Source organism: Microbacterium aureliae (genome assembly GCF_054780155.1).
Map to the genome: position 1 here is coordinate 1,185,323 of NZ_BAAGWW010000002.1, position 18,415 is coordinate 1,203,737.

The following is an 18,415-nucleotide window of genomic DNA, read 5'->3' on the forward strand; positions in this document are numbered from 1 at the left end:
GAGGGAGTCGAAGTGCCGCTGAAGGTGAGTCTGGTCTCCGCGGACGCGGAGGTCTGGTCGGGCGAGGCCTCGCTCGTGGTCGCCAAGACCGTCGAGGGCGAGATCGGCTTCATGCCGGGGCACGAGCCCGTGCTCGCGATCCTCGCCGAGGGCCAGGTGCGCATCACCCAGTCCTCGGGCCCGAAGATCATCGCCAACGCCCAGGACGGGTTCCTGTCGATGGCGGGTGACGAGCTGACGATCGTCGCCGGCAACGCTGCGCTGATCTCCTGACACCCCACGCGTGAAAGCGCCGCCCGGCATCGCCGGGCGGCGCTTTCCCGTCCCGTCCACGCCCCTCGGAGCCTCATGCTGATCCTCCTTCCCCCCTCCGAGACGAAGCGCCCCGGCGGCACCGGCGCCCCGCTCCGGACCGGCGAGCTCGCGCTGCCCGGGCTCGCACCCGTGCGCGACGCTGTCATCGAGGCGCTGGTGTCGCTGTCCTCGGATGCCGGGACCGCGGCCCGCGTGCTCGGACTCGGCCCCCGGTTGCACGGGGAGGTCGCCGTCAACGCCGCGGTGCGCGACGCGCCGACCATGCCCGCCGTGGACCGCTACACCGGCGTGCTGTTCGATGCCCTGGACGCCGCGTCGCTGGACGCGCCCGTGCGGCGGTGGCTCGGCGCGCACGCCATGATCCACTCCGCGCCGTGGGGCCCGGTCGGCGCGCTCGACGGCATCCCGGCCTATCGGCTCGGCGCCGGCGTGCGGCTGCCGTCCCTGCCGCCGCCCGCGCGCGTCTGGGCCGACGCGGTGACGAGCGCCCTCGCCGAGCTCGCCCCGCGGTTCGTGCTCGACCTGCGCTCAGAGGCGTACGTCGCGCTCGGGCCGGTGCCCGCCGGCATCCGGTCGTCGTATGTGCGCGTGGTGACCGAGTCCGCCGACGGCGCCGTCCGCGCGCTCAACCACTTCAACAAGCGCGCGAAGGGCGACCTCGTCCGCCGGCTCGCCCTCACGCGGCCCCGCGCGGCCACCGAGGCGGGCCTGCGTTCGTGGGCGCGGGAGCAGGGCGTGCGTCTGGAGCCCGGGGCCACGGGGGAGCTGCAGCTGTTCGCCTGACACGGGCGGCGCGCTTGCTGACACCGCGCGCACGCCGTCGCTAGCATGATGCCCAGCGGGGGCTGGCCTCGCGGCGCGGTCCCCGCGTCCTCGACTCTGGAAGGTCGATCCATGGACAACGATTACGGCGGCTACGGAGCCCTGCTGGCCTTCTGGCTGGTCCTCCTGCCGATTCTCCTCATCCTCTCCCTCGCCGCATACCTCATCGGCTCCTTCCTGTTGATGAAGATCTTCGACAAGGCCGGAGTCCAGGGCCGGTGGCGCGCGTGGGTGCCGGTGTACAACATGCTCGTGTTCGCCAAGCTCGGCGACCTGTCTCCCTGGGTGATGCTCGGTGCGATCGCCGTCTCGGCGCTGCTCGGGCAGATCCCCGTCCTCGGCCCGATCCTGTCGCTGGTGGCGATCGCGGCCGCCGTGATGGCGGCCTGGCGGGTGGGTCTGAAGCTCGGGAAGGACTGGCCGCTGCTCCTGCTGTGGCTGATCCCCGGCCTCGGCCCGCTCATCTGGCTCGGGATCCTCGCCTTCGGCACGGAATCGTGGAACCCGAACATCGTCCCGTCGCCGTGGCGGACGACGTTCCTGCGGGACACCACGGTCTGGCCGGGCATCCCCGTCCAGCCGGATGCCGGTGCCGCCGCGCCTGCTGCTCCGGCCGGCGCGTACCAGCCGCCCGCGGGCTACAGCGCGCCGCCCGCGCCGCCGGCCGGGTACACGCCGCCGCCCGCGGCGGCGACCCCGCCCCCGCCCCCGGCGCCGCCCGCTGCGACCCCGCCGCCCTCGAGCGAGCCGCCCGCGGCCGGACCGACCGAGCCCCCGCGCGCCTGACCGCCGACGAAGGCCTCCCCTGACCGGGGAGGCCTTCGTCGCGTCGGGGCGTCCGCGATCGGGTCTAGCGTTGTCCTCATGACCACTGATGTACCGCTTCGGCGCCTGGGCGCCTCGGGCCTGCTCGTATCCGCCGTCGGGCTGGGCTGCAACAACTTCGGCAGGGCCGGCACCCGCACCGAGACCCTGGAGGGCACGCGCGAGGTCCTCGACGCCGCCATCGACGCGGGCGTGACGTTCCTCGACACGGCGGACATGTACGGCGCCGACCCCGGCCAGTCCGAGACCCTCATGGGCCACGCGCTGTCGGGACGGCGCGACCGCGTCGTGCTCGCCACGAAGTTCGGGCACTTCGGGCGCGACATCGGCTACGGCGCGGCCGTCGGCGCGAAGGCCTCGCGCTCGTACGTCCGCCGCGCGGTGGAGGGGTCGCTCAGGCGGCTCCAGACCGACTGGATCGATCTGTACCAGCTGCACACGCCCGACCCGCGCACCCCCATCGAGGAGACCCTCGACGTGCTCGCCGATCTGGTCCGCGAGGGCAAGGTCCGCTACATCGGCCACTCCAACCTCGCCGGCTGGCAGATCGCCGAAGCGCACTACGTCGCCGCATCGCGCGCCGGCATCCCCTTCGTCTCGGCCCAGAACCACTACAGCCTGCTGGCGCGCGCCGCCGAGCGCGAGGTCCTCCCCGCCGTCGAGCGGTTCGGGCTCGGCTTCCTGCCCTTCTTCCCGCTGCACAACGGCCTGCTCACCGGCAAGTTCCGCCGCGACGAGGCGCCCACCGACACGCGCATCATGCGACAGCGCCAGCACGTGTGGCGGGACGCGCCGTGGGACGCCCTCGAGGCGTTCGAGGAGTTCTGCCGGGAGCGGGGGATCACCATGCTCGAGGCGACGTTCGGCTGGCTGCTCGCGCGCGCCTCGCTCTCGAGCGTCATCGCCGGGGCGACCAGCGCCGAGCAGATCCGCTCGAACGCCCGCGCCGCCACGGCGTGGAGCCCCACGCCGGCGGACCTCGAGATCATCGACGGACTGTTCCCGCTGCCCGAGGACCCCGGCGCCAAGGTCTGACCGTGCTCGGCGCCCTCCTCGCCCGGTACCTGCGCCCCGCCTGCCGCTGATCGTGGCGGTCGTGGTGTTCCAGCTGGCGCAGTCCTTCGCGGCGCTGCTGCTGCCCACCCTCAACGCCGACGTCATCGACGACGGCGTCGTGCGCGGCGTCATCCCCGTCATCTGGCGGCTCGGCGGCGTCATGCTGGGCGTCAGCATCGTCCAGGTCGCCGCGGCGATCGTGGCCGTCTACTTCGGCTCGCGGCTGGCGATGGGGGTCGGCCGGGACCTGCGCGCGGACCTCTTCCGGCGCATCGTGGCCTTCTCGCAGCGCGAGGTCGGGCAGTTCGGGCCGGCGTCCCTCATCACCCGCGGCACCAACGACGTGCAGCAGGTGCAGATGCTCGTGCAGGTCTCGGCGACCCTCATGGTCTCAGCGCCGATGCTCGCCGTCGGCGGCGTGATCATGGCCATCCGTCAGGATGCGGGGCTGGCGTGGCTGATGGCGGTGACCATCCCCGTCCTGCTCGTGATCGTGGGGCTGATCGTCTGGCGCATGGTGCCCGCCTTCGCCCGGATGCAGCAGCGGATCGATCGGGTCAACCAGGTCATGCGCGAGCAGCTGGCCGGCATCCGGGTCGTCCGCGCCTTCGTCCGCGAGGACCACGAACGGGCGCGGTTCGCCGCCGCCAGCGGGGATGTGATGTCGGCGGCGCTGCGCGCCGGGAACCTGATGGCGCTGATGTTCCCCGCGGTGATGCTGGTGCTGAACGTCTCGAGCGTGGCGGTGATCTGGTTCGGCGCCTTCCAGATCCAGGACGGCCGCGTCCAGATCGGCACCCTGTTCGCCTTCCTCACCTACCTAGGGCCTGGCATCGCCCATCTCGCAGGGGGGAACGAACGTCTCGGGCGGCCAGCGCCAGCGCCTCGCCAGCGCCCGGGCACTGGTGAAGCAGCCCTCCCTCTACATCTTCGACGACTCCTTCAGCGCCCTGGATCTGGGGACGGATGCCGCGCTGCGGCGCGCCCTGGACGACGCGCTGCCGGGCGCCACCCGCCTGGTGATCGCCCAGCGGGTGTCGACCATCCGCACCGCCGACCAGATCGTCGTCTTGGACAACGGTCGCGTCGTGGGGATCGGGACGCACGAGACCCTCGTGGAGGAGTGCCCGACGTACCGCGAGATCGTGGACTCGCAGCTCGCGGCGGAGGAGGCGGCATGAGCGGCGGACGGCCCCTGGGAGGTCCCCTAGCGTGGGGGAGCGCCAGCTCATCACCATCGCGCGGGCGTTCCTGGCCGATCCGCGGATCCTCATCCTCGACGAGGCGACCAGCTCGGTGGACACCCGCACGGAGCTGCTCATCCAGCGCGCCATGTCGCGCCTGCGGCGGGACCGGACGTCGTTCGTGATCGCCCATCGCCTGTCGACGATCCGGGATGCCGGTCTCATCCTGGTCATGGAGGACGGACGCATCGTCGAACAGGGCGACCACGCGGCCCTGCTCGCGCGGCACGGCCACTACCGCCGGCTGTACGACGGCCAGTTCGATGCGCCCGCCGACGCGGACGCCGACGGGGCGGATGCCGGGACGCCGACGCCGATGTCCGAGGGACGCGGCGCCTGACACACTAGGATGTGAAAACGCCGACCGGTCGAGCCGGACGGATCGATTCCCGGCTCAAGAGAGGACAGGCGTGCCCGAGGTAACCACCCAATCGCATGCGATCACCGCGCCCACCGGCGAGATGACGCTGTCGTGGGCGGCGGTCACGCACGAGGGTCGCCGCCGAGATGTGAACCAGGATGCCGTCTTCGCCGGCTTCCCCCTCTTCGTCGTCGCCGACGGCATGGGCGGTCACATCGGGGGCGAGATCGCCAGCGCCAGCACGATCGCGCGGCTGCGCGAGGTCGTGGACGGCGGTGAGGTGACCCCCGACGAGATCGAGAAGGCGCTCAGCCGTGCGGTCCAGGACATCGCCGACCACCCCGAAGCCACCGACGACGGCACCGGTACCACGCTCACCGGCGTCTACCTCGACCTCGCCGCGGAGGAGCCCCACTGGGTGACCCTGAACATCGGCGACTCTCGCGTGTACCTCGTCCGCGACGGCGCGATCGTGCAGATCACGACCGACCATTCCGTCGTGCAGGAGCTGGTCACGGCGGGCCGGCTGAGTCCCGAAGAGGCCGAGAACCACCCCTACGGCAACGTCATCACGCGTGCCGTCGGCCCCAGCGAGAGCGTCACCCCGGACTACGTCCGGATCGACCTGACCGAGGGCGACCGATTCGTCATCTGCTCGGATGGGCTGACCAAGGAGCTCACCGACTACGGCATCAAGCACTTCCTGACCGAGCACGGCGATCCGGCGGCCGCCGTCGAGGCGATGCTCGATGCGGCGCTCGAGAACGGCGGCCGGGACAACATCTCGATCATCGTGCTCGACGTGCACGGCTCTTCGCGGGCCGACGACGTCGCCTCCCCCGCCGGCGACGTCTCCTCCCCAGCCGAGGACTGACGCCCCTTCATCCACAGGCGCGCGCAGAACCCCCGTGTCGACTGCGGCGGGGGTCTTGGCTGGGGGCATGACCGACGCCGTCGCCGCAGCGCTTCGCGCCCCTTCCCGCGCCCCGGTCGTCGCATCCGACGAGCCGCTGGCTCTGCCCGACGCCTGGACCCCGCCGTCGCGGGCGGGCGTTCCGATCCTGGCCGCCGTCGTCCCGGTGGTGGGCGCAGTGGCGATCTGGCTCGTGACCGGGTCGGTCCTCGCACTGTGGCTCGCCGCTCTCGGACCCCTCGTGGCCGGTGCCACCATGCTCGATCACGCCCGGTCCACGCGGCGGGAGCGGCGCCGCGCCGCAGCAGCCGCCGCGGTCGCGTGCGAGGCCGTTGCGGCCGAGGTCGCCAGGCGGCACGACGCGGAGCGCCGTGAGCGCTGGTCGCTGCATCCGGATGTCTCCCGCTTCCTGACCGCGGAGGCCGAGCTGTGGCGGTCGGTGCCCGGCCGGGCGGGGACGCTCGTCGTCGGGGCGGGCGCCACCGGGAGCTCCGTGCGGGTCTCGGGCGGGACGGGCGACCCGCAGGCGGCGAGCATCCGCGCGGCCGCCGCGGTCCTCGACGGCGCGCCCCTGGTCGTCCCCGCCGACGCGGGCGTCTCGGTGGCGGGGGACGAGCTCGCAGCCGACGGCGTGCTGCGGGGACTCGTCCTGCAGCTGTGCCTCAGTGCGCCGCCGGGGACGCTGCGCATCGTCGGGCCGCTCCGAGGCGAAAACGCGTGGGCCGAGGCGCTGCCGCACCGCCGCGCCGTCACCGGGCGTGCGCTCGCGATCGTCGGTCCCGGGGAAGGAGTTCCCGACGATGCCGAGCTGATCCTGTGCCGCGGCGACGATGCGGCTCGCGCGCCGCACTGCGCGGTGTCGATCCGCGTCCGGGGGCTCGATCGCGGCTCCATCACCCGTGGGACCGGTGAGGAGGAGGCCTCCCTCGAGGCGGTCGGCCTCACGCAGGCGCGGGCGATCGCCTCGTGGCTCGCCGACCGGGCGGACGCGGTGCTGGGGCCGCCCGTGCCGCAGGAGCCGCTGGCGTTCGCGGACGTGTTCGCACAGTCGTCGCCGCACTCGACGGGCCTGCAGGCCGCGCTCGGGACGAGCGACGCCGGTCTCTTCGCGGTCGATCTGGTCGCCGACGGGCCGCACGCGGTGGTGGCCGGCGTCACCGGATCCGGCAAGAGCGAGCTGCTGACCACCTGGATCCTCGGGCTGTGCGCCGCGCATCCGCCTACCGCGGTCAGCTTCCTGCTGGCGGACTTCAAGGGCGGGACGGCCTTCGACGCCCTCGCCGGCCTGCCGCACGTGACCGGCGTCATCACGGATCTCGACGGCGCGGGCGCCCACCGGGCCATCCAGAGCCTGCGCGCCGAGGTCCGGTGGCGCGAGAGCGCGCTGGCGGCGGCGGGAGTCCGCGACATCGGCGACCCGAGAGTGGGCATCCCGCGCCTGGTCATCGTCGTGGACGAGTTCGCGGCGCTGCTGGCCGATCAGCCGGAGCTCCACGCCGTGTTCACCGACGTCGCCGCCCGCGGCCGGGCGCTCGGGATGCACCTCGTCCTCGGGACGCAGCGGATCGCGGGCGTCATCCGCGAGTCGCTGCTCGCGAACTGCCCGCTGCGCCTCAGCCTGCGGGTGACCGACCGCGGCGACAGCCGCAGCGTGGTGGGAACCGATGCCGCCGCCGAGATCCCCGGCGGCGTCGCGGGGCGCGGGGTGGCGGTCGTCCGGCGAGCGGCCGACCCGGCACCCACCCGCATCCGCGTCGCCCTCTCCCGCGAGGAGGACGTGGCCGCGGTGACCGCCGTCCATGCCGCGGCGCCCGCACCCCGACGACCATGGCTGCCGGCTCTGGCCGACCGCGTCGACCTCGGCGACCTCGCCGCCGCGCCTCGCCCCGAGGGCGCGCTGGTCCTGGGGCTGGCCGACGAGCCCGACCACCAGCGCCAGCCGGTCGCGGCGCTCGCGATCGAGGACCGCGGGCTCCTCATCGTCGGCGGACCAGGCTCCGGCCGCACGACCGCGGTGCGGTCGCTGGCGGCGCAGGCGGGGCGGCGCGCGCTCGTCATCCCCGCGGACCCGGAGGAGGCCTGGGACGTGGTCGCGGGATGGGAGGCGTCCCCGCCCGAGGCCGGGACGGTGGTCCTGGCGGACGATCTGGACGCGCTGCTGAGCCGGTACCCGACCGAGTACGCCCAGCAGCTCGCCGAGACGCTGGAGCGGCTCGCACGCGAGAGCGGATACCTCGGCATCCTCGTCGTCGCGGCGGTGCAGCGCCTCGTGGGTCCCGCGGCCCGCATCGCCGACATGCTGCCGCGCCGCCTCGTGCTGCGGATGCCGGCCCGCGCGGACCACCTCGCCGCCGGCGGCGATCCCGCCCTGTTCTCGCCCCACGCGCCGCCCGGCCGCGGCGTGCTCGACGGTACAGCGGTCCACGTGGCGGTCGGCCCGTCCGTCGCCCGGCCGCGGCGGCTGCCGCCGCCGGTGTGGGTCCCGGCATCCGCCGTGACCGGCTTCGTGACCAGACGCTCGCCGGCAGCGCGGGCGGCGGAGTCGGCGTGGCGGGAGTCCGGCCTCGACGTGATCACCGTCGAGGAGTACACCGGCGGCGGCGTCGGCGGCGCGGGGCCCGTCGTCGTCTCGGGCGACCCCGATGACTGGCAGCGCAGCTGGCGCGTGCTCGCGGAGTTCCGCGCCGAGCGGGACCTGGTCGTCGACGCCTCGTGCGGTGCGGAGCTGCGCATGCTCGCCGGCATCCGCTCGCTGCCGCCGTTCGCCGAGCCCGGCCGCGGTCGCGCGTGGCTCATCTCGGCCGGCGACACCCCCGTCCGCATCGTCCTCCCGGCGGCCGAATCAGGTCGTTCCGTCGCGCGGCGGGTGGTTGACCGCGCGGGGGAGCGCCCATAGCGTCGCACCACACCCACCCGCAGGAGACTCATGCGCATCCTCATCATCGGCGCCGGCGGCGTCGGCTCCGCCGCGGCCCGCATCGCCGCACGCCGCGACTTCTACGAGGCCGTCGTCGTCGCCGACTACGACCCGGCCCGTCCCGAAGCCCTCGTCGGCGCCCTGGCGGACCCCCGGTTCACGGCGGCGAGGGTGGACGCATCGGATGCCGGCTCGGTGGCGGCGCTCATCCGCGAGCACGCCTGCACCCACGTCCTCAACGCCGTCGACCCCCGGTTCGTCATGCCGATCTTCGAGGGGTGCGCGCGGGCGGACGTGACGTACCTCGACATGGCGATGAGCCTCTCGCGGCCCCACCCCGACAAGCCGCACGAGCTGACAGGTGTGAAGCTGGGGGATGAGCAGTTCGCGCAGCAGGACGCGTGGCGCGACGCCGGCCGCCTGGCGCTCGTGGGGATCGGCGTCGAGCCGGGGCTGTCCGACGTGCTCGCGCGATACGCCCAGGACGAGCTGTTCGACGAGATCGACGAGATCGGGGTGCGCGACGGCGCGAACCTGGTGGTCGCCGGCTACGACTTCGCGCCGTCCTTCTCGATCTGGACCACGATCGAGGAGTGCCTCAATCCGCCGGTGATCTACGAGCGTGACCGCGGCTGGTACACCACCGCCCCCTTCAGCGAGCCCGAGGTGTTCGACTTCCCCGAGGGGATCGGCCCGGTCGAGTGCGTGAACGTCGAGCACGAGGAGGTGCTGCTGATGCCGCGCTGGACCTCGGCGCGGCGGGTGACGTTCAAGTACGGGCTCGGCGACGAGTTCATCGAGGTGCTGAAGGTGCTGCACAAGCTGAGGCTGGACCGGACGGACCCCGTGAGCGTGAAAGGCGTGACGGTCTCGCCGCGGGACGTCGTCGCCGCGTGCCTTCCGGATCCCGCGACCCTCGGCGACCGCATGTCGGGCAAGACGTGCGCCGGCGTCTGGGTCACCGGCACGGGCAAGGACGGCGCGCCGCGCTCGACCTACCTGTACCACGTGGTCGACAACGAGCACACGATGGCGCTGGACGGATGCCAGGCCGTCGTGTGGCAGACGGCGATCAACCCCGTCGTCGCCCTCGAGCTGCTGGCGCGCGGCACGTGGCAGGGGAGCGGCGTGCTGGGTCCCGAGGCCTTCGACGCGCGGCCCTTCCTCGAGCTGCTCGCCGCCCCCGCGCCGGCCGGCTACGACTCGCCGTGGGGCATCCAGGAGAAGCCGCTGCCGTGACCGCAGGCCGCCGCGGGTCGCCGCGCGGTCAGCCCAGCGCGTCGGCCAGCGGCGCGCCCTCGACCCCGTGGGCGGTGGCCACGCCGGCGTTGACGACCCGGCCGCCGATGACGTTCAGGCCGCCCGCCAGCGCGGCATCCGCCCGCATCGCCTCACGCCAGCCCCGCCGGGCGATCTGGCGGACGTAGGGCAGGGTCGCGTTGGTCAGCGCCGAGGTCGAGGTGTTCGGCACGGCGCCGGGCATGTTCGCCACGCAGTAGAAGACGCTCCCGTGCACGGGGAAGGTCGGGTCGGCGTGCGTGGTGGGGCGGGTGTCCTCGAAGCAGCCGCCCTGATCCACGGCGATGTCGACCAGCACCGAGCCCGGCCGCATGCGCGAGACCATCTCGTTCGTGACGAGCTTCGGCGCCTTCGCGCCGGGGATGAGCACGGATCCGATGACCAGGTCGGAGTCGACCACGGCGCGATCGAGGTCGAACGGGTTGGAGGCGGCCGTCTTCACGCGGCCCTGGAAGTGATCGTCGAGGTAGCGAAGGCGCTGGATGTTGGTGTCGAAGACCGTCACATCGGCGCCCAGGCCGACGGCGATGACGGCGGCGTTCGCGCCCGCCACGCCGCCGCCGATCACGGTGACGCGCGCGGGCCGGGTGCCCGGAACCCCCGACATCAGCAGGCCCAGCCCGCCGGCGGACCGCATGAGGGTCGAGGCCCCCACGAGGGGGGCCAGCCGACCGGCGACCTCGCTCATCGGCGCCAGGAGCGGCAGCCCGCCGCCGGGCAGCTGCACCGTCTCGTACGCGATCGCGGTCACCCCGTCGGCCATGAGGCGCTCGGTGAGGGGCCGGTCGGCCGCGAGGTGCAGATAGGTGAACAGCACCAGGTCGTCCCGGAAGTGGCCGTACTCCGACGCGATCGGCTCCTTGACCTTGAGCAGCAGCTCGGCGCGGGACCACACCTCGGCGGCGTCGTCCAGCAGGATCGCCCCGGCGTCGTCGTACTCCGAGTCCGGCATCGACGAGCCCTCGCCCGCGCCGCGCTGCACGAACACCTCGTGGCCCGCGGCGACCAGGTCGTGCACGCCCGCGGGCGTGAGAGCCACTCGGAACTCGTTGTTCTTGACCTCGGAGGGGACGCTGATCCTCATGTGCGGTCCTTTCCGCTCCGCCGTTGGAGCGTTCATGCTCCTTCTGGGAGCGCTTCTAGAAGGCGGGGCGGATGGCCCCGACGTCGTGTCCGCCGCCGGTGACGGCCAGCGACAGGCCCGCGCGCGCGGCGGCGACCGCGGCAGCCGGCAGTGCTCCGGCGCGCTCGAGCATCGTCAGGGCGACGATCGTGCTCGCCCGGCTGCTGCCGTCGAGCATCTTCAGCGCCACCGTCGTGCCGTCGGGCGCGGTCATCACCATCACGCCCTCGGCGCCGGTCTTGGCGAAGACGCCCGCGCGCTCGATGGCCAGGGTGTCGGGTCGACCCGGCCCGTCGATGGTCCACGGGTTGTCGCGGACGGCCTGCACGAGCGCGCCGGCGCTCCGGTGGAGCGCGAAGGGCGACGTCGTCGACGCCGTCCCGATGCGGTGGATCGCCTTGGCCAGGCCGAACAGGGTCACGGCGTAGACGGGGGCTCCGCACCCGTCGACGGCCGTGGCCGGCGACTTCTCGCCGATCAGGCGCTCCACGACATCGCGGATGTGGACCTGCAGGGGGTGGGCGGGCGAGAGGTAGTCGCCGGTCGGCCAGCCGTTGACCACGCACGTGAGCAGCATGGCGGCGTGCTTGCCGGAGCAGTTCATGCGCACGCGGGCCGCCGTCGAGCGCTCGCGGATGAGCTCGTCCCGCGTCGCGGTGTCCGACGGCCATGCGGGCGGGCAGCCCAGCGCGTCCTCACCCAGACGCGCGGCGCCCAGGATGCTGCGCACGACGGCGACGTGGCGGTCGGTGCCGGAGTGGCTGGCGGTCGCCAGCCCCAGCTGCTCGCCTTCCAGCGGCGCGCCCGCGGACAGCATCGCGAGGGCCTGCAGGGGCTTGAGCGTCGAGCGCGGCAGGATGAGCGCCGACGCGTCTCCGTAGCGGGCGGCCACGCTCCCGTCGGGCGAGAGCACGATCGCCGCGCCGGCGTGCCGCGACTCGACGAAGCCGCTGCGTTCGACGACGGCGAGCTCCACGGCATCCGAAACGGCGAAGGTGTGGGGCACGACGAAAGCCTACCGTCGGGTCCCGGCGAGCCCGCGTGACAGACTGTGCACATGTTCGGCGAGCATCGATACTTCGTCCGGTCGGAGTGGACGGGCAACCGCGGAACCGGCACGAGCGGCTACCGCGACTACGACCGTGCCGTGCTCCTCGAAGTCGCGGGCAAGCCCGAGCTGCTCGCCTCCGCCGACAAGCCCTTCCGCGGCGATCCGTCGCGGTGGAACCCCGAGGACATGCTGCTGGCCGCCCTGAGCGAATGCCACCTGCTGTCCTACCTGCACGCGTGCGTCCGCGCCGGCGTGGTCGTCACCGCCTACCGCGACGAGGCCAGCGGCGTGATGGTCGAGGACGGGCGCGGCGGCGGGGCGTTCCGCGAGGTCGTGCTGCGGCCGCACGTCACCGTGGCGGAGGAGTCGATGAGGGATGCCGCCACCGCCGCTCACGCGCAGGCGCACGAGTGGTGCTTCATCGCGAACTCGGTCAATTTCCCGGTCCGCCACGAACCGGTGATCGAGGTCAGCGGCGCTCGTGGGGAAGCGCCTGCTTGATCCGCTCGATCGTGCCGTGCGCCGGAGCCTCGTTGTAGGCGTTGGCGAGCTCCTGCCCGGACAGGGCGTGGATGGCCGCCATGATGTCGTCGGTGGCCAGCCGTCGCGCGCGACCCGACGCGGCCGGTCCGTGGTGCGACAGATCGAGGGGCTCGCCGAACCGCACGGTCACGCGGTGCTTCATCGACGGCATGCGGGCCCCGACCGGCATCACCTTGTCGGTGCCGACGAGGCCGACGGGCACGACGGGTGCGCCGGTCTGGAGCGCGAGGAAGGCGACCCCGGTGCGGCCCTTGTAGAGCCGCCCGTCGAGGGATCGCGTCCCCTCGGGATACAGCGCGACGGCGCTTCCCTGCTCCAGCAGCACGCGCTGCTGGTCGAGGGCGTCCAGCGCCGCCTGCCCGGCCCCGCGCTTGACCGGGATCGCGCCGATCGCGGTGAAGAACTCGCGGGAGAGCATGCCGCGGAAGCCGCTGCCTTCGAAGTAGCTCGACTTGGCCAGGAAGTGCACCGGCCGGGGAGCGGCTACCGGGATGGCGATGGAGTCGATGAACGAGAGGTGGTTGCTGGCGAAGATCACCGGGCCGGTGCGCGGCACGTTCGCGCGTCCCTCGACGCGGGGGCGGTACATGATCCGGGCGAGCGGCCGGATCACGGTGCGCCCCAGCACGTAGGTCGCACCCATCCGCGTGGTCGGCTCTTCGGCGTCCGGTGCGGGACCGGCGGCGTCGGGAACGGTGTCGGTCGCCTGGTCGGAAGTCACCCGAAGAGGGTACTCCCGAATCCATACCACCCATGGCATAGCCCTTTCCCAGCGCGAGCGGAGCCGACATGGGGGAGGATGGAGTCTTCCGTCCCCGAACCACCGAGGAATCCTCTTGCGCGCTCGACCGCTCGTCGCCCTGTCCGCTGCCGCCGTGTCGGCCCTGCTGCTGGCGGGGTGCTCCGCCGGCGCCCCCGACGCGGAGCCGCAGCCGAGCTCCTCGGGCACCGCCGACCTGTGCGCGGCGGCGGCGTCCTCGGGCGCGGCATCCGACGCCGTGACCGTCGAGGGCGAGGTGGGCGAGGAGTCCACGGCGACGTTCGAGTCGCCGCTCGAGATCGGCGAGCTGCAGACCACCGTGATCGCCGAGGGATCGGGTGAGCCCGCGAAGGCCGGCGACCTGGTCTCGTACGCCCTGAGCGCCTTCAACGCCGAGACCGGCGAGCAGCTGGGCTCGTTCGGCTATGGCGAGAACACCGTGCTCCCGCAGCAGATCTCGGCCGACAACCCGCTGGGCCAGCTGCTGGGCTGCGCGACGCCGGGCACGCGCGTCGTGGGCACCTTCCCGCCGAGCGAGAACGCCGCCGGCGAGGTGTACATCGTCGACATGCTCGGCATCGTCCCGGGCGCCGCGTGGGGCGAGCCGCAGGAGGCCCCCGACGGGCTGCCCGCCGTCGAGCTCGCCGAGGACGGGTCGCCCACGGTGTCGCTGCCCGACGGCGACGCCCCCACCGAGTTCGCCAAGGGAACCCTGAAGAAGGGCGACGGCGAGGTCGTCGAGGCCGGCGACGGGGTGCTGGTGCAGTACCACGGCGTGTCGTGGGACACCGGCGAGGTCTTCGACGAGAGCTGGGGCAAGGCGCCCTTCACGTTCTCGACCGACGGCGGGGTCGTCCAGGGCTTCTCGGATGCCGTCGTCGGCGAGACCGTCGGCTCGCAGGTCGTCGCGGTGCTGCCGCCCGCGGTCGCCTACGGCGAGGGCGACATCAACGACCAGGACCTCACGGGCCAGACGCTGGTCTTCGTCATCGACATCCTGGGAGCCCAGCCGGCCGCGTGACCTGCGGATAGGCTGGCCGGATGCGGCGCGTCCTGGTCCTCGGCTCCACCGGCTCCATCGGAACCCAGGCGCTGGATGTCATCCGCGCCAACCCGCGCCGCTTCGACGTCGTCGGGCTGGCCGCGGGCAGCGATCGGACGACGCTGGCGGCCCAGGCCGCGGAGTTCGGCGTCGAGCACACGGCGCTCGGAGCCGTCGAGGCGGAGCAGCTGGTGCGCGACGTCGAGGCCGACGTGGTCCTCAACGGCATCACCGGCTCGGTCGGTCTCGGGCCCACGCTCGCGGCCCTCGAGACCGGGCGGACGCTCGCGCTGGCCAACAAGGAGTCGCTCATCGTCGGCGGCGACCTCGTCACGCGCGCGGCCGCGCCCGGGCAGATCGTGCCGGTGGACTCGGAGCACTCCGCGATCGCGCAGGCGCTGCGCGGCGGCGACCGCGCCGAGGTCCGCCGCCTGGTGCTCACCGCCTCGGGCGGGCCGTTCCGGGGCCGGGACCGGTCGCAGCTGGAGTCGGTGACCCCCGCCCAGGCCCTCGCCCACCCGACGTGGGACATGGGGCGCGTCGTGACGACGAACTCCGCGACGCTGGTGAACAAGGGCCTCGAGGTCATCGAGGCGCACCTGCTCTTCGGGGTGCCGTACTCCGAGATCGACGTCGTCGTGCATCCGCAGTCGATCGTCCACTCCATGGTGGAGTTCGTCGACGGATCGACCCTCGCCCAGGCGTCGCCGCCGGACATGCGGCTGCCGATCTCGCTCGGCCTGGACTGGCCGCACCGGATCACGGGCGTGGGGGCGCCGCTGGACTGGACCCGCGCGGCGACGTGGACCTTCGAGCCGCTGGACGAGACCGCCTTCCCGGCGGTGCGCCTGGCCAAGCGCGTGGGCCGTGCCGGTGCGACCTACCCCGCGGTCTTCAACGCCGCCAACGAGCAGGCGGTGGATGCGTTCCACGAGGGGCGGATCGGCTTCCTCGGCATCCTCGACATCGTCGAGCGCGTCGTCGACGCGCACGAGCCGCCGGACGCGCTCACCCGCGAGTCGCTCGCCGAAGCCGAGGCGTGGGCGAGGGCGCGCGCGGATCGCGCGATCGCCGCTGCATCCTGATCAGTCGATCGGACGCTCGGGGTCCGAGGCGATGATGCGGTCCTCGGGATAGGGGACCGGCCACTGCGGATCCGGCACCGGCCAGCCCGCCGCACGCAGGGCGCGCCGGGCCAGCTCGCGTGCCGAGTACGGCGCGCGCGTGCCGCGCACGTCGCGGTAGTCCTGGTGCCCGGGGCCTGCCCACAGGATCGCGTCGCCCTCGCCCACCAGCCGCACCGCCTCGACGATGGCGCGCTCCGGCGGTGAGAACTCGTGGATCTCGGCGTCCGGGCGGGCGCGCCGGGCGCCTTCGATGAGCGTGGCGCGGATGCCGTCCGGATCCTCGAAGCGGGGGTGGTGGTCGGTGATCACCAGGATGTCGCTGCCCTCGACGGCCGTGCGTCCCATGTCGTGGCGCTTGGTCGCGTCGCGGTCGCCGTCGGCGCCGACGAGCATCAGCACGCGCCCGGGCGTGACGTGGCGGATGGCGGCCAGCGTCTTCTCGAAGGCGTCGGGGGAGTGACCGAAGTCGACGTAGACGGCCGGTCCGCGGTCGCCCGAGACGCGCTGCGTGCGCCCGGGCAGGTAGGCCTCGATGCGGCCGCCGTCCAGCGCGCGCACCAGGTCGTCCCAGGAGTATCCGCCCTCGAGGATCATGACGATCGCGAGCCCCGCGTTGGCGGCCATGTGCCGGCCGATGACGGGGACGACGGTGGTGAGCGTGCGGCCGTCGCGTGCGGTCAGGGTGAACGCCGTGCCGTCCTGACGCTCCTCGACGATGTCGACCACCCAGTCCGCCTCGGCGGCGGGGTCTGCGGCGATGGCCGGGGTGATGATGGTCACCGCCGGCACCTCGCAGCGCTCGGCGACCTCGGCACCCGGAGCGGAGTCGAGCGAGATCACCGCCCGACGCGACCTGTCCGGACGGAACAGCGGCATCTTCGCCTCGAAGTACTCCCGCATGTCGGCGTAGTCGTCGAGGTGGTCGTGCGAGAGGTTGGTGAAGCCGGCGACGTCGAACACCAGACCGTCGACGCGGTGGCGGCTGAGGGCCTGGGCGCTCACCTCGACCGCGACGGCCTCGACGCCTCGTTCCCGCATGAGGGCAAGCAGAGCGTGGAACTCCGAGGCTTCGGGCGTGGTCAGCCGGGACACGATCACCTCGCCGGCGATGTGGCGCTCGGCGGTGGAGGAGAGACCCGTGACGACGCCGAGCTGACCCAGGATCCCCTCGAGCAGGTGCGACACGCTCGTCTTGCCGTTGGTGCCGGTCGTGCCGAACATCAGCGGCAGCCGGTCCTCGGGCCCGGTGCCGTACACCCACGCCGACAACTCGCCGAGGATCGCGCGCGGGTCGTCGACGACGACGACGGGCAGGGCGGCCCCGGCGGCGATCTCTGCCCCGGCGGCGTCGGTGATGACGGCCACGGCGCCCTTGTCGGCGGCGGTGCGGGCGAACTCGGCCCCGTGGCGGTTCACGCCGCGGATCGCCACGAACACCTCACCGGGGCGCAGGTCGGCGGTGGCCAGGGTGAGTCCGGTCAGCGTCACACCGGCGGCGTCGCCGCGCACGGTCGCGCCGAAGCGCTCGGCCAGAGCGCTGAGGGCGTGCGCCGGCGGATGCTGCGGCCGCAGCACGGGGGGAAGATTCGAGGGGGCGTCAGTCGGCATGGCGCCTCCATCCTCTCACCCGGGGCGCTCGCACCGTGTTCGCGGCGAACTCGGAGCGCGCCGCGGGTACCGTGTCCTCGTGGAAGTGATCGCGTTCGTCGTCGGAGTCGTCCTCCTGGTGGTGGGGCTGGCGCTGTCGATCGCGCTCCACGAGATCGGACACCTCGTCCCCGCCAAGAAGTTCGGCGTGCGCGTCGGCCAGTACATGATCGGCTTCGGCCCGACGCTGTGGTCGCGCCGCTACGGCGAGACCGAGTACGGCGTCAAGGCCATCCCCGCCGGCGGCTACATCTCGATGGCCGGGATGTACCCGCCCTCGCCCGCCGAGGGCGATCGTGCCGGGCGCGCCGGCGGCGGCTTCTTCGCCACGATGGTGCAGGACGCCCGCGCCGCCAACGACGAGACCGTCGAGGGCGCCGACGACGACCGGGTGTTCTACCGGCTCCCGGTCTTCAAACGCGTCATCATCATGCTCGGCGGGCCCGTCATGAACCTGCTGTTCGCCATGGTGCTCTTCGCGATCCTGCTGAGCGGGATCGGCGTGCAGACGGCCACGACCACCGTCCAGAGCGTCAGCGAGTGCGTCATCCCCGCGGGCGCCGGACGGACGGCGTGCACAGCCGACGATCCTCCGGCCCCGGCCGCCGAGGCCGGCATCCTGCCCGGCGACGTCTTGCGCAGCGTCGACGGCACCGACGTGTCCTCGTTCGCCGAGGCGTCGGCGATCATCCGCGAGTCGCCCGGCGATGCGCTGCAGATCGTCGTCGAGCGGGGCGGCGCCGAGCGCACGCTCACCCTCACCCCCGCGGCGGTGACCCAGCCGGTCACCGACGAGCGCGGACGCCCGGTCATGGGCGAGGACGGTGAGCCGCAGACCGCCGAAGTGGGCTTCGTCGGCATCCGTCAAGAGGTCGCCTACGTGCGCGAACCGCTGTGGGCGGGCCCGACGGCGGCGATCGAGAACGTCGGTGCGGTGGCGCAGGTGATCTGGCGTCTGCCGGTGCTGGTGTGGCAGACCGGCGTCGCGACGGTCACCGGTCAGGAGCGCGACCCCGACGGGCCGCTCAGCGTCGTGGGCGCGGGGGTCATCGCCGGCGAGGTCGCCGCGGCCGACGCGCCGGTGCTCAATCGGGTCGCCGGGTTCCTGTCGCTCCTGGCGTCGCTGAACGTCGCGCTGTTCGTCTTCAACCTCGTGCCGCTGCTGCCCCTGGACGGCGGGCACGTCGCCGTCGCGCTGTGGGACGGGCTGAAGCGGGCCTTCTCGAAGCTCTTCCGCCGGCCGCCCCCGCGCCCCGTGGACGCCACGCGGCTCGTGCCGGTGACGTTCATCGTCGTGGTGGGACTCATCGCGATGGGCGTCGTGCTGATCGTCTCGGACGTCGTGAACCCGATCTCGATCTTCGGGTGAG

At 73.3% G+C, this 18,415-nt stretch carries 15 protein-coding genes and 2 pseudogenes; 13 read left to right on the forward strand and 4 right to left on the reverse strand.

What is annotated here, in order from left to right; genetic code table 11:
- Positions 1-12: 12 nt before the first annotated feature.
- From ACYVF4_RS11570 to ACYVF4_RS11610, 9 genes and pseudogenes are all read left to right on the forward strand, one after another.
- Positions 13-273: a F0F1 ATP synthase subunit epsilon gene (locus ACYVF4_RS11570; RefSeq protein WP_460722799.1), complete on the forward strand. Its 261-nt coding sequence runs from the start codon at positions 13-15 to the stop codon at positions 271-273.
- Positions 274-348: 75 nt separating this feature from the next.
- A complete protein-coding gene (locus ACYVF4_RS11575; RefSeq protein ID WP_460722801.1) occupies positions 349-1,098 on the forward strand; it encodes a YaaA family protein in 750 nt (249 codons plus the stop codon).
- Between the two features lie 111 nt (positions 1,099-1,209).
- A complete protein-coding gene (locus ACYVF4_RS11580) occupies positions 1,210-1,923 on the forward strand; it encodes a large exoprotein (RefSeq protein ID WP_460722803.1) in 714 nt (237 codons plus the stop codon).
- A 78-nt stretch (positions 1,924-2,001) separates the two neighbouring features.
- On the forward strand, positions 2,002-2,997 hold the full coding sequence (locus tag ACYVF4_RS11585) for an aldo/keto reductase (protein ID WP_460722805.1): 996 nt from the start codon (positions 2,002-2,004) through the stop codon (positions 2,995-2,997).
- A gap of 2 nt (positions 2,998-2,999) precedes the next feature.
- Positions 3,000-4,199 (forward strand): annotated as a pseudogene (locus ACYVF4_RS11590) (ABC transporter transmembrane domain-containing protein).
- A gap of 16 nt (positions 4,200-4,215) precedes the next feature.
- Positions 4,216-4,602, forward strand: a pseudogene (locus ACYVF4_RS11595) (ATP-binding cassette domain-containing protein); the annotation flags it as partial.
- Between the two features lie 70 nt (positions 4,603-4,672).
- Positions 4,673-5,497, forward strand: a complete 825-nt coding sequence (locus ACYVF4_RS11600; protein WP_460722807.1) for a PP2C family protein-serine/threonine phosphatase — start codon at positions 4,673-4,675, stop codon at positions 5,495-5,497.
- A gap of 67 nt (positions 5,498-5,564) precedes the next feature.
- Positions 5,565-8,432 (forward strand): FtsK/SpoIIIE domain-containing protein, encoded by a 2,868-nt coding sequence (locus tag ACYVF4_RS11605; RefSeq protein WP_460722809.1) that lies wholly within the window; start codon positions 5,565-5,567, stop codon positions 8,430-8,432.
- A 30-nt stretch (positions 8,433-8,462) separates the two neighbouring features.
- Positions 8,463-9,692: a saccharopine dehydrogenase family protein gene (locus tag ACYVF4_RS11610; protein ID WP_460722811.1), complete on the forward strand. Its 1,230-nt coding sequence runs from the start codon at positions 8,463-8,465 to the stop codon at positions 9,690-9,692.
- Positions 9,693-9,720: 28 nt separating this feature from the next.
- Here the strand turns inward: ACYVF4_RS11610 and ald are convergent, their stop codons facing one another.
- Both ald and ACYVF4_RS11620 read right to left on the reverse strand, forming a co-directional pair.
- A complete protein-coding gene (gene ald, locus ACYVF4_RS11615; RefSeq protein ID WP_460722813.1) occupies positions 9,721-10,836 on the reverse strand; it encodes an alanine dehydrogenase in 1,116 nt (371 codons plus the stop codon).
- A 55-nt stretch (positions 10,837-10,891) separates the two neighbouring features.
- Positions 10,892-11,881, reverse strand: coding sequence for an asparaginase (locus tag ACYVF4_RS11620; RefSeq protein WP_460722814.1), 990 nt, complete (start codon positions 11,879-11,881; stop codon positions 10,892-10,894).
- Between the two features lie 51 nt (positions 11,882-11,932).
- On the opposite strand from ACYVF4_RS11620, the gene ACYVF4_RS11625 reads away from it, so the two are divergent.
- Entirely contained in the window at positions 11,933-12,427 is a 495-nt protein-coding gene (locus ACYVF4_RS11625) for an OsmC family protein (protein ID WP_460722816.1), read from the forward strand.
- Here the strand turns inward: ACYVF4_RS11625 and ACYVF4_RS11630 are convergent.
- A complete protein-coding gene (locus ACYVF4_RS11630; protein WP_460722818.1) occupies positions 12,396-13,190 on the reverse strand; it encodes a lysophospholipid acyltransferase family protein in 795 nt (264 codons plus the stop codon). The genes ACYVF4_RS11625 and ACYVF4_RS11630 overlap by 32 nt on opposite strands.
- Positions 13,191-13,305: 115 nt before the next feature.
- On the opposite strand from ACYVF4_RS11630, the gene ACYVF4_RS11635 reads away from it, so the two are divergent.
- Both ACYVF4_RS11635 and dxr read left to right on the forward strand, forming a co-directional pair.
- Entirely contained in the window at positions 13,306-14,250 is a 945-nt protein-coding gene (locus tag ACYVF4_RS11635) for an FKBP-type peptidyl-prolyl cis-trans isomerase (protein ID WP_460722828.1), read from the forward strand.
- A 20-nt stretch (positions 14,251-14,270) separates the two neighbouring features.
- Positions 14,271-15,356, forward strand: coding sequence for a 1-deoxy-D-xylulose-5-phosphate reductoisomerase (gene dxr, locus ACYVF4_RS11640; protein ID WP_460722831.1), 1,086 nt, complete (start codon positions 14,271-14,273; stop codon positions 15,354-15,356).
- Here the strand turns inward: dxr and ACYVF4_RS11645 are convergent, their stop codons facing one another.
- The gene (locus ACYVF4_RS11645; protein ID WP_460722833.1) at positions 15,357-17,006 is read right to left on the reverse strand and encodes a Mur ligase family protein; all 1,650 of its coding nucleotides are present in this window, start codon (positions 17,004-17,006) and stop codon (positions 15,357-15,359) included. It abuts the gene before it with no gap.
- Positions 17,007-17,085: 79 nt separating this feature from the next.
- On the opposite strand from ACYVF4_RS11645, the gene ACYVF4_RS11650 reads away from it, so the two are divergent.
- Positions 17,086-18,414 (forward strand): M50 family metallopeptidase, encoded by a 1,329-nt coding sequence (locus ACYVF4_RS11650; RefSeq protein ID WP_460722835.1) that lies wholly within the window; start codon positions 17,086-17,088, stop codon positions 18,412-18,414.
- The last annotated feature ends 1 nt before the right edge of the window (position 18,415 follow it).

Bases quoted from the DNA above. Each gene is read 5' to 3' on its own strand.
- ACYVF4_RS11575 (WP_460722801.1), top strand. From the start codon at position 349: ATGCTGATCCTCCTTCCCCCCTCCGAGACGAAGCGCCCCGGCGGCACC.
- ACYVF4_RS11580 (WP_460722803.1), top strand. From the start codon at position 1,210: ATGGACAACGATTACGGCGGCTACGGAGCCCTGCTGGCCTTCTGGCTG.
- ACYVF4_RS11585 (WP_460722805.1), top strand. From the start codon at position 2,002: ATGACCACTGATGTACCGCTTCGGCGCCTGGGCGCCTCGGGCCTGCTC.
- ACYVF4_RS11605 (WP_460722809.1), top strand. From the start codon at position 5,565: ATGACCGACGCCGTCGCCGCAGCGCTTCGCGCCCCTTCCCGCGCCCCG.
- ACYVF4_RS11610 (WP_460722811.1), top strand. From the start codon at position 8,463: ATGCGCATCCTCATCATCGGCGCCGGCGGCGTCGGCTCCGCCGCGGCC.
- ald (WP_460722813.1), bottom strand. From the start codon at position 10,836: ATGAGGATCAGCGTCCCCTCCGAGGTCAAGAACAACGAGTTCCGAGTG.
- ACYVF4_RS11625 (WP_460722816.1), top strand. From the start codon at position 11,933: ATGTTCGGCGAGCATCGATACTTCGTCCGGTCGGAGTGGACGGGCAAC.
- dxr (WP_460722831.1), top strand. From the start codon at position 14,271: ATGCGGCGCGTCCTGGTCCTCGGCTCCACCGGCTCCATCGGAACCCAG.
- ACYVF4_RS11645 (WP_460722833.1), bottom strand. From the start codon at position 17,006: ATGCCGACTGACGCCCCCTCGAATCTTCCCCCCGTGCTGCGGCCGCAG.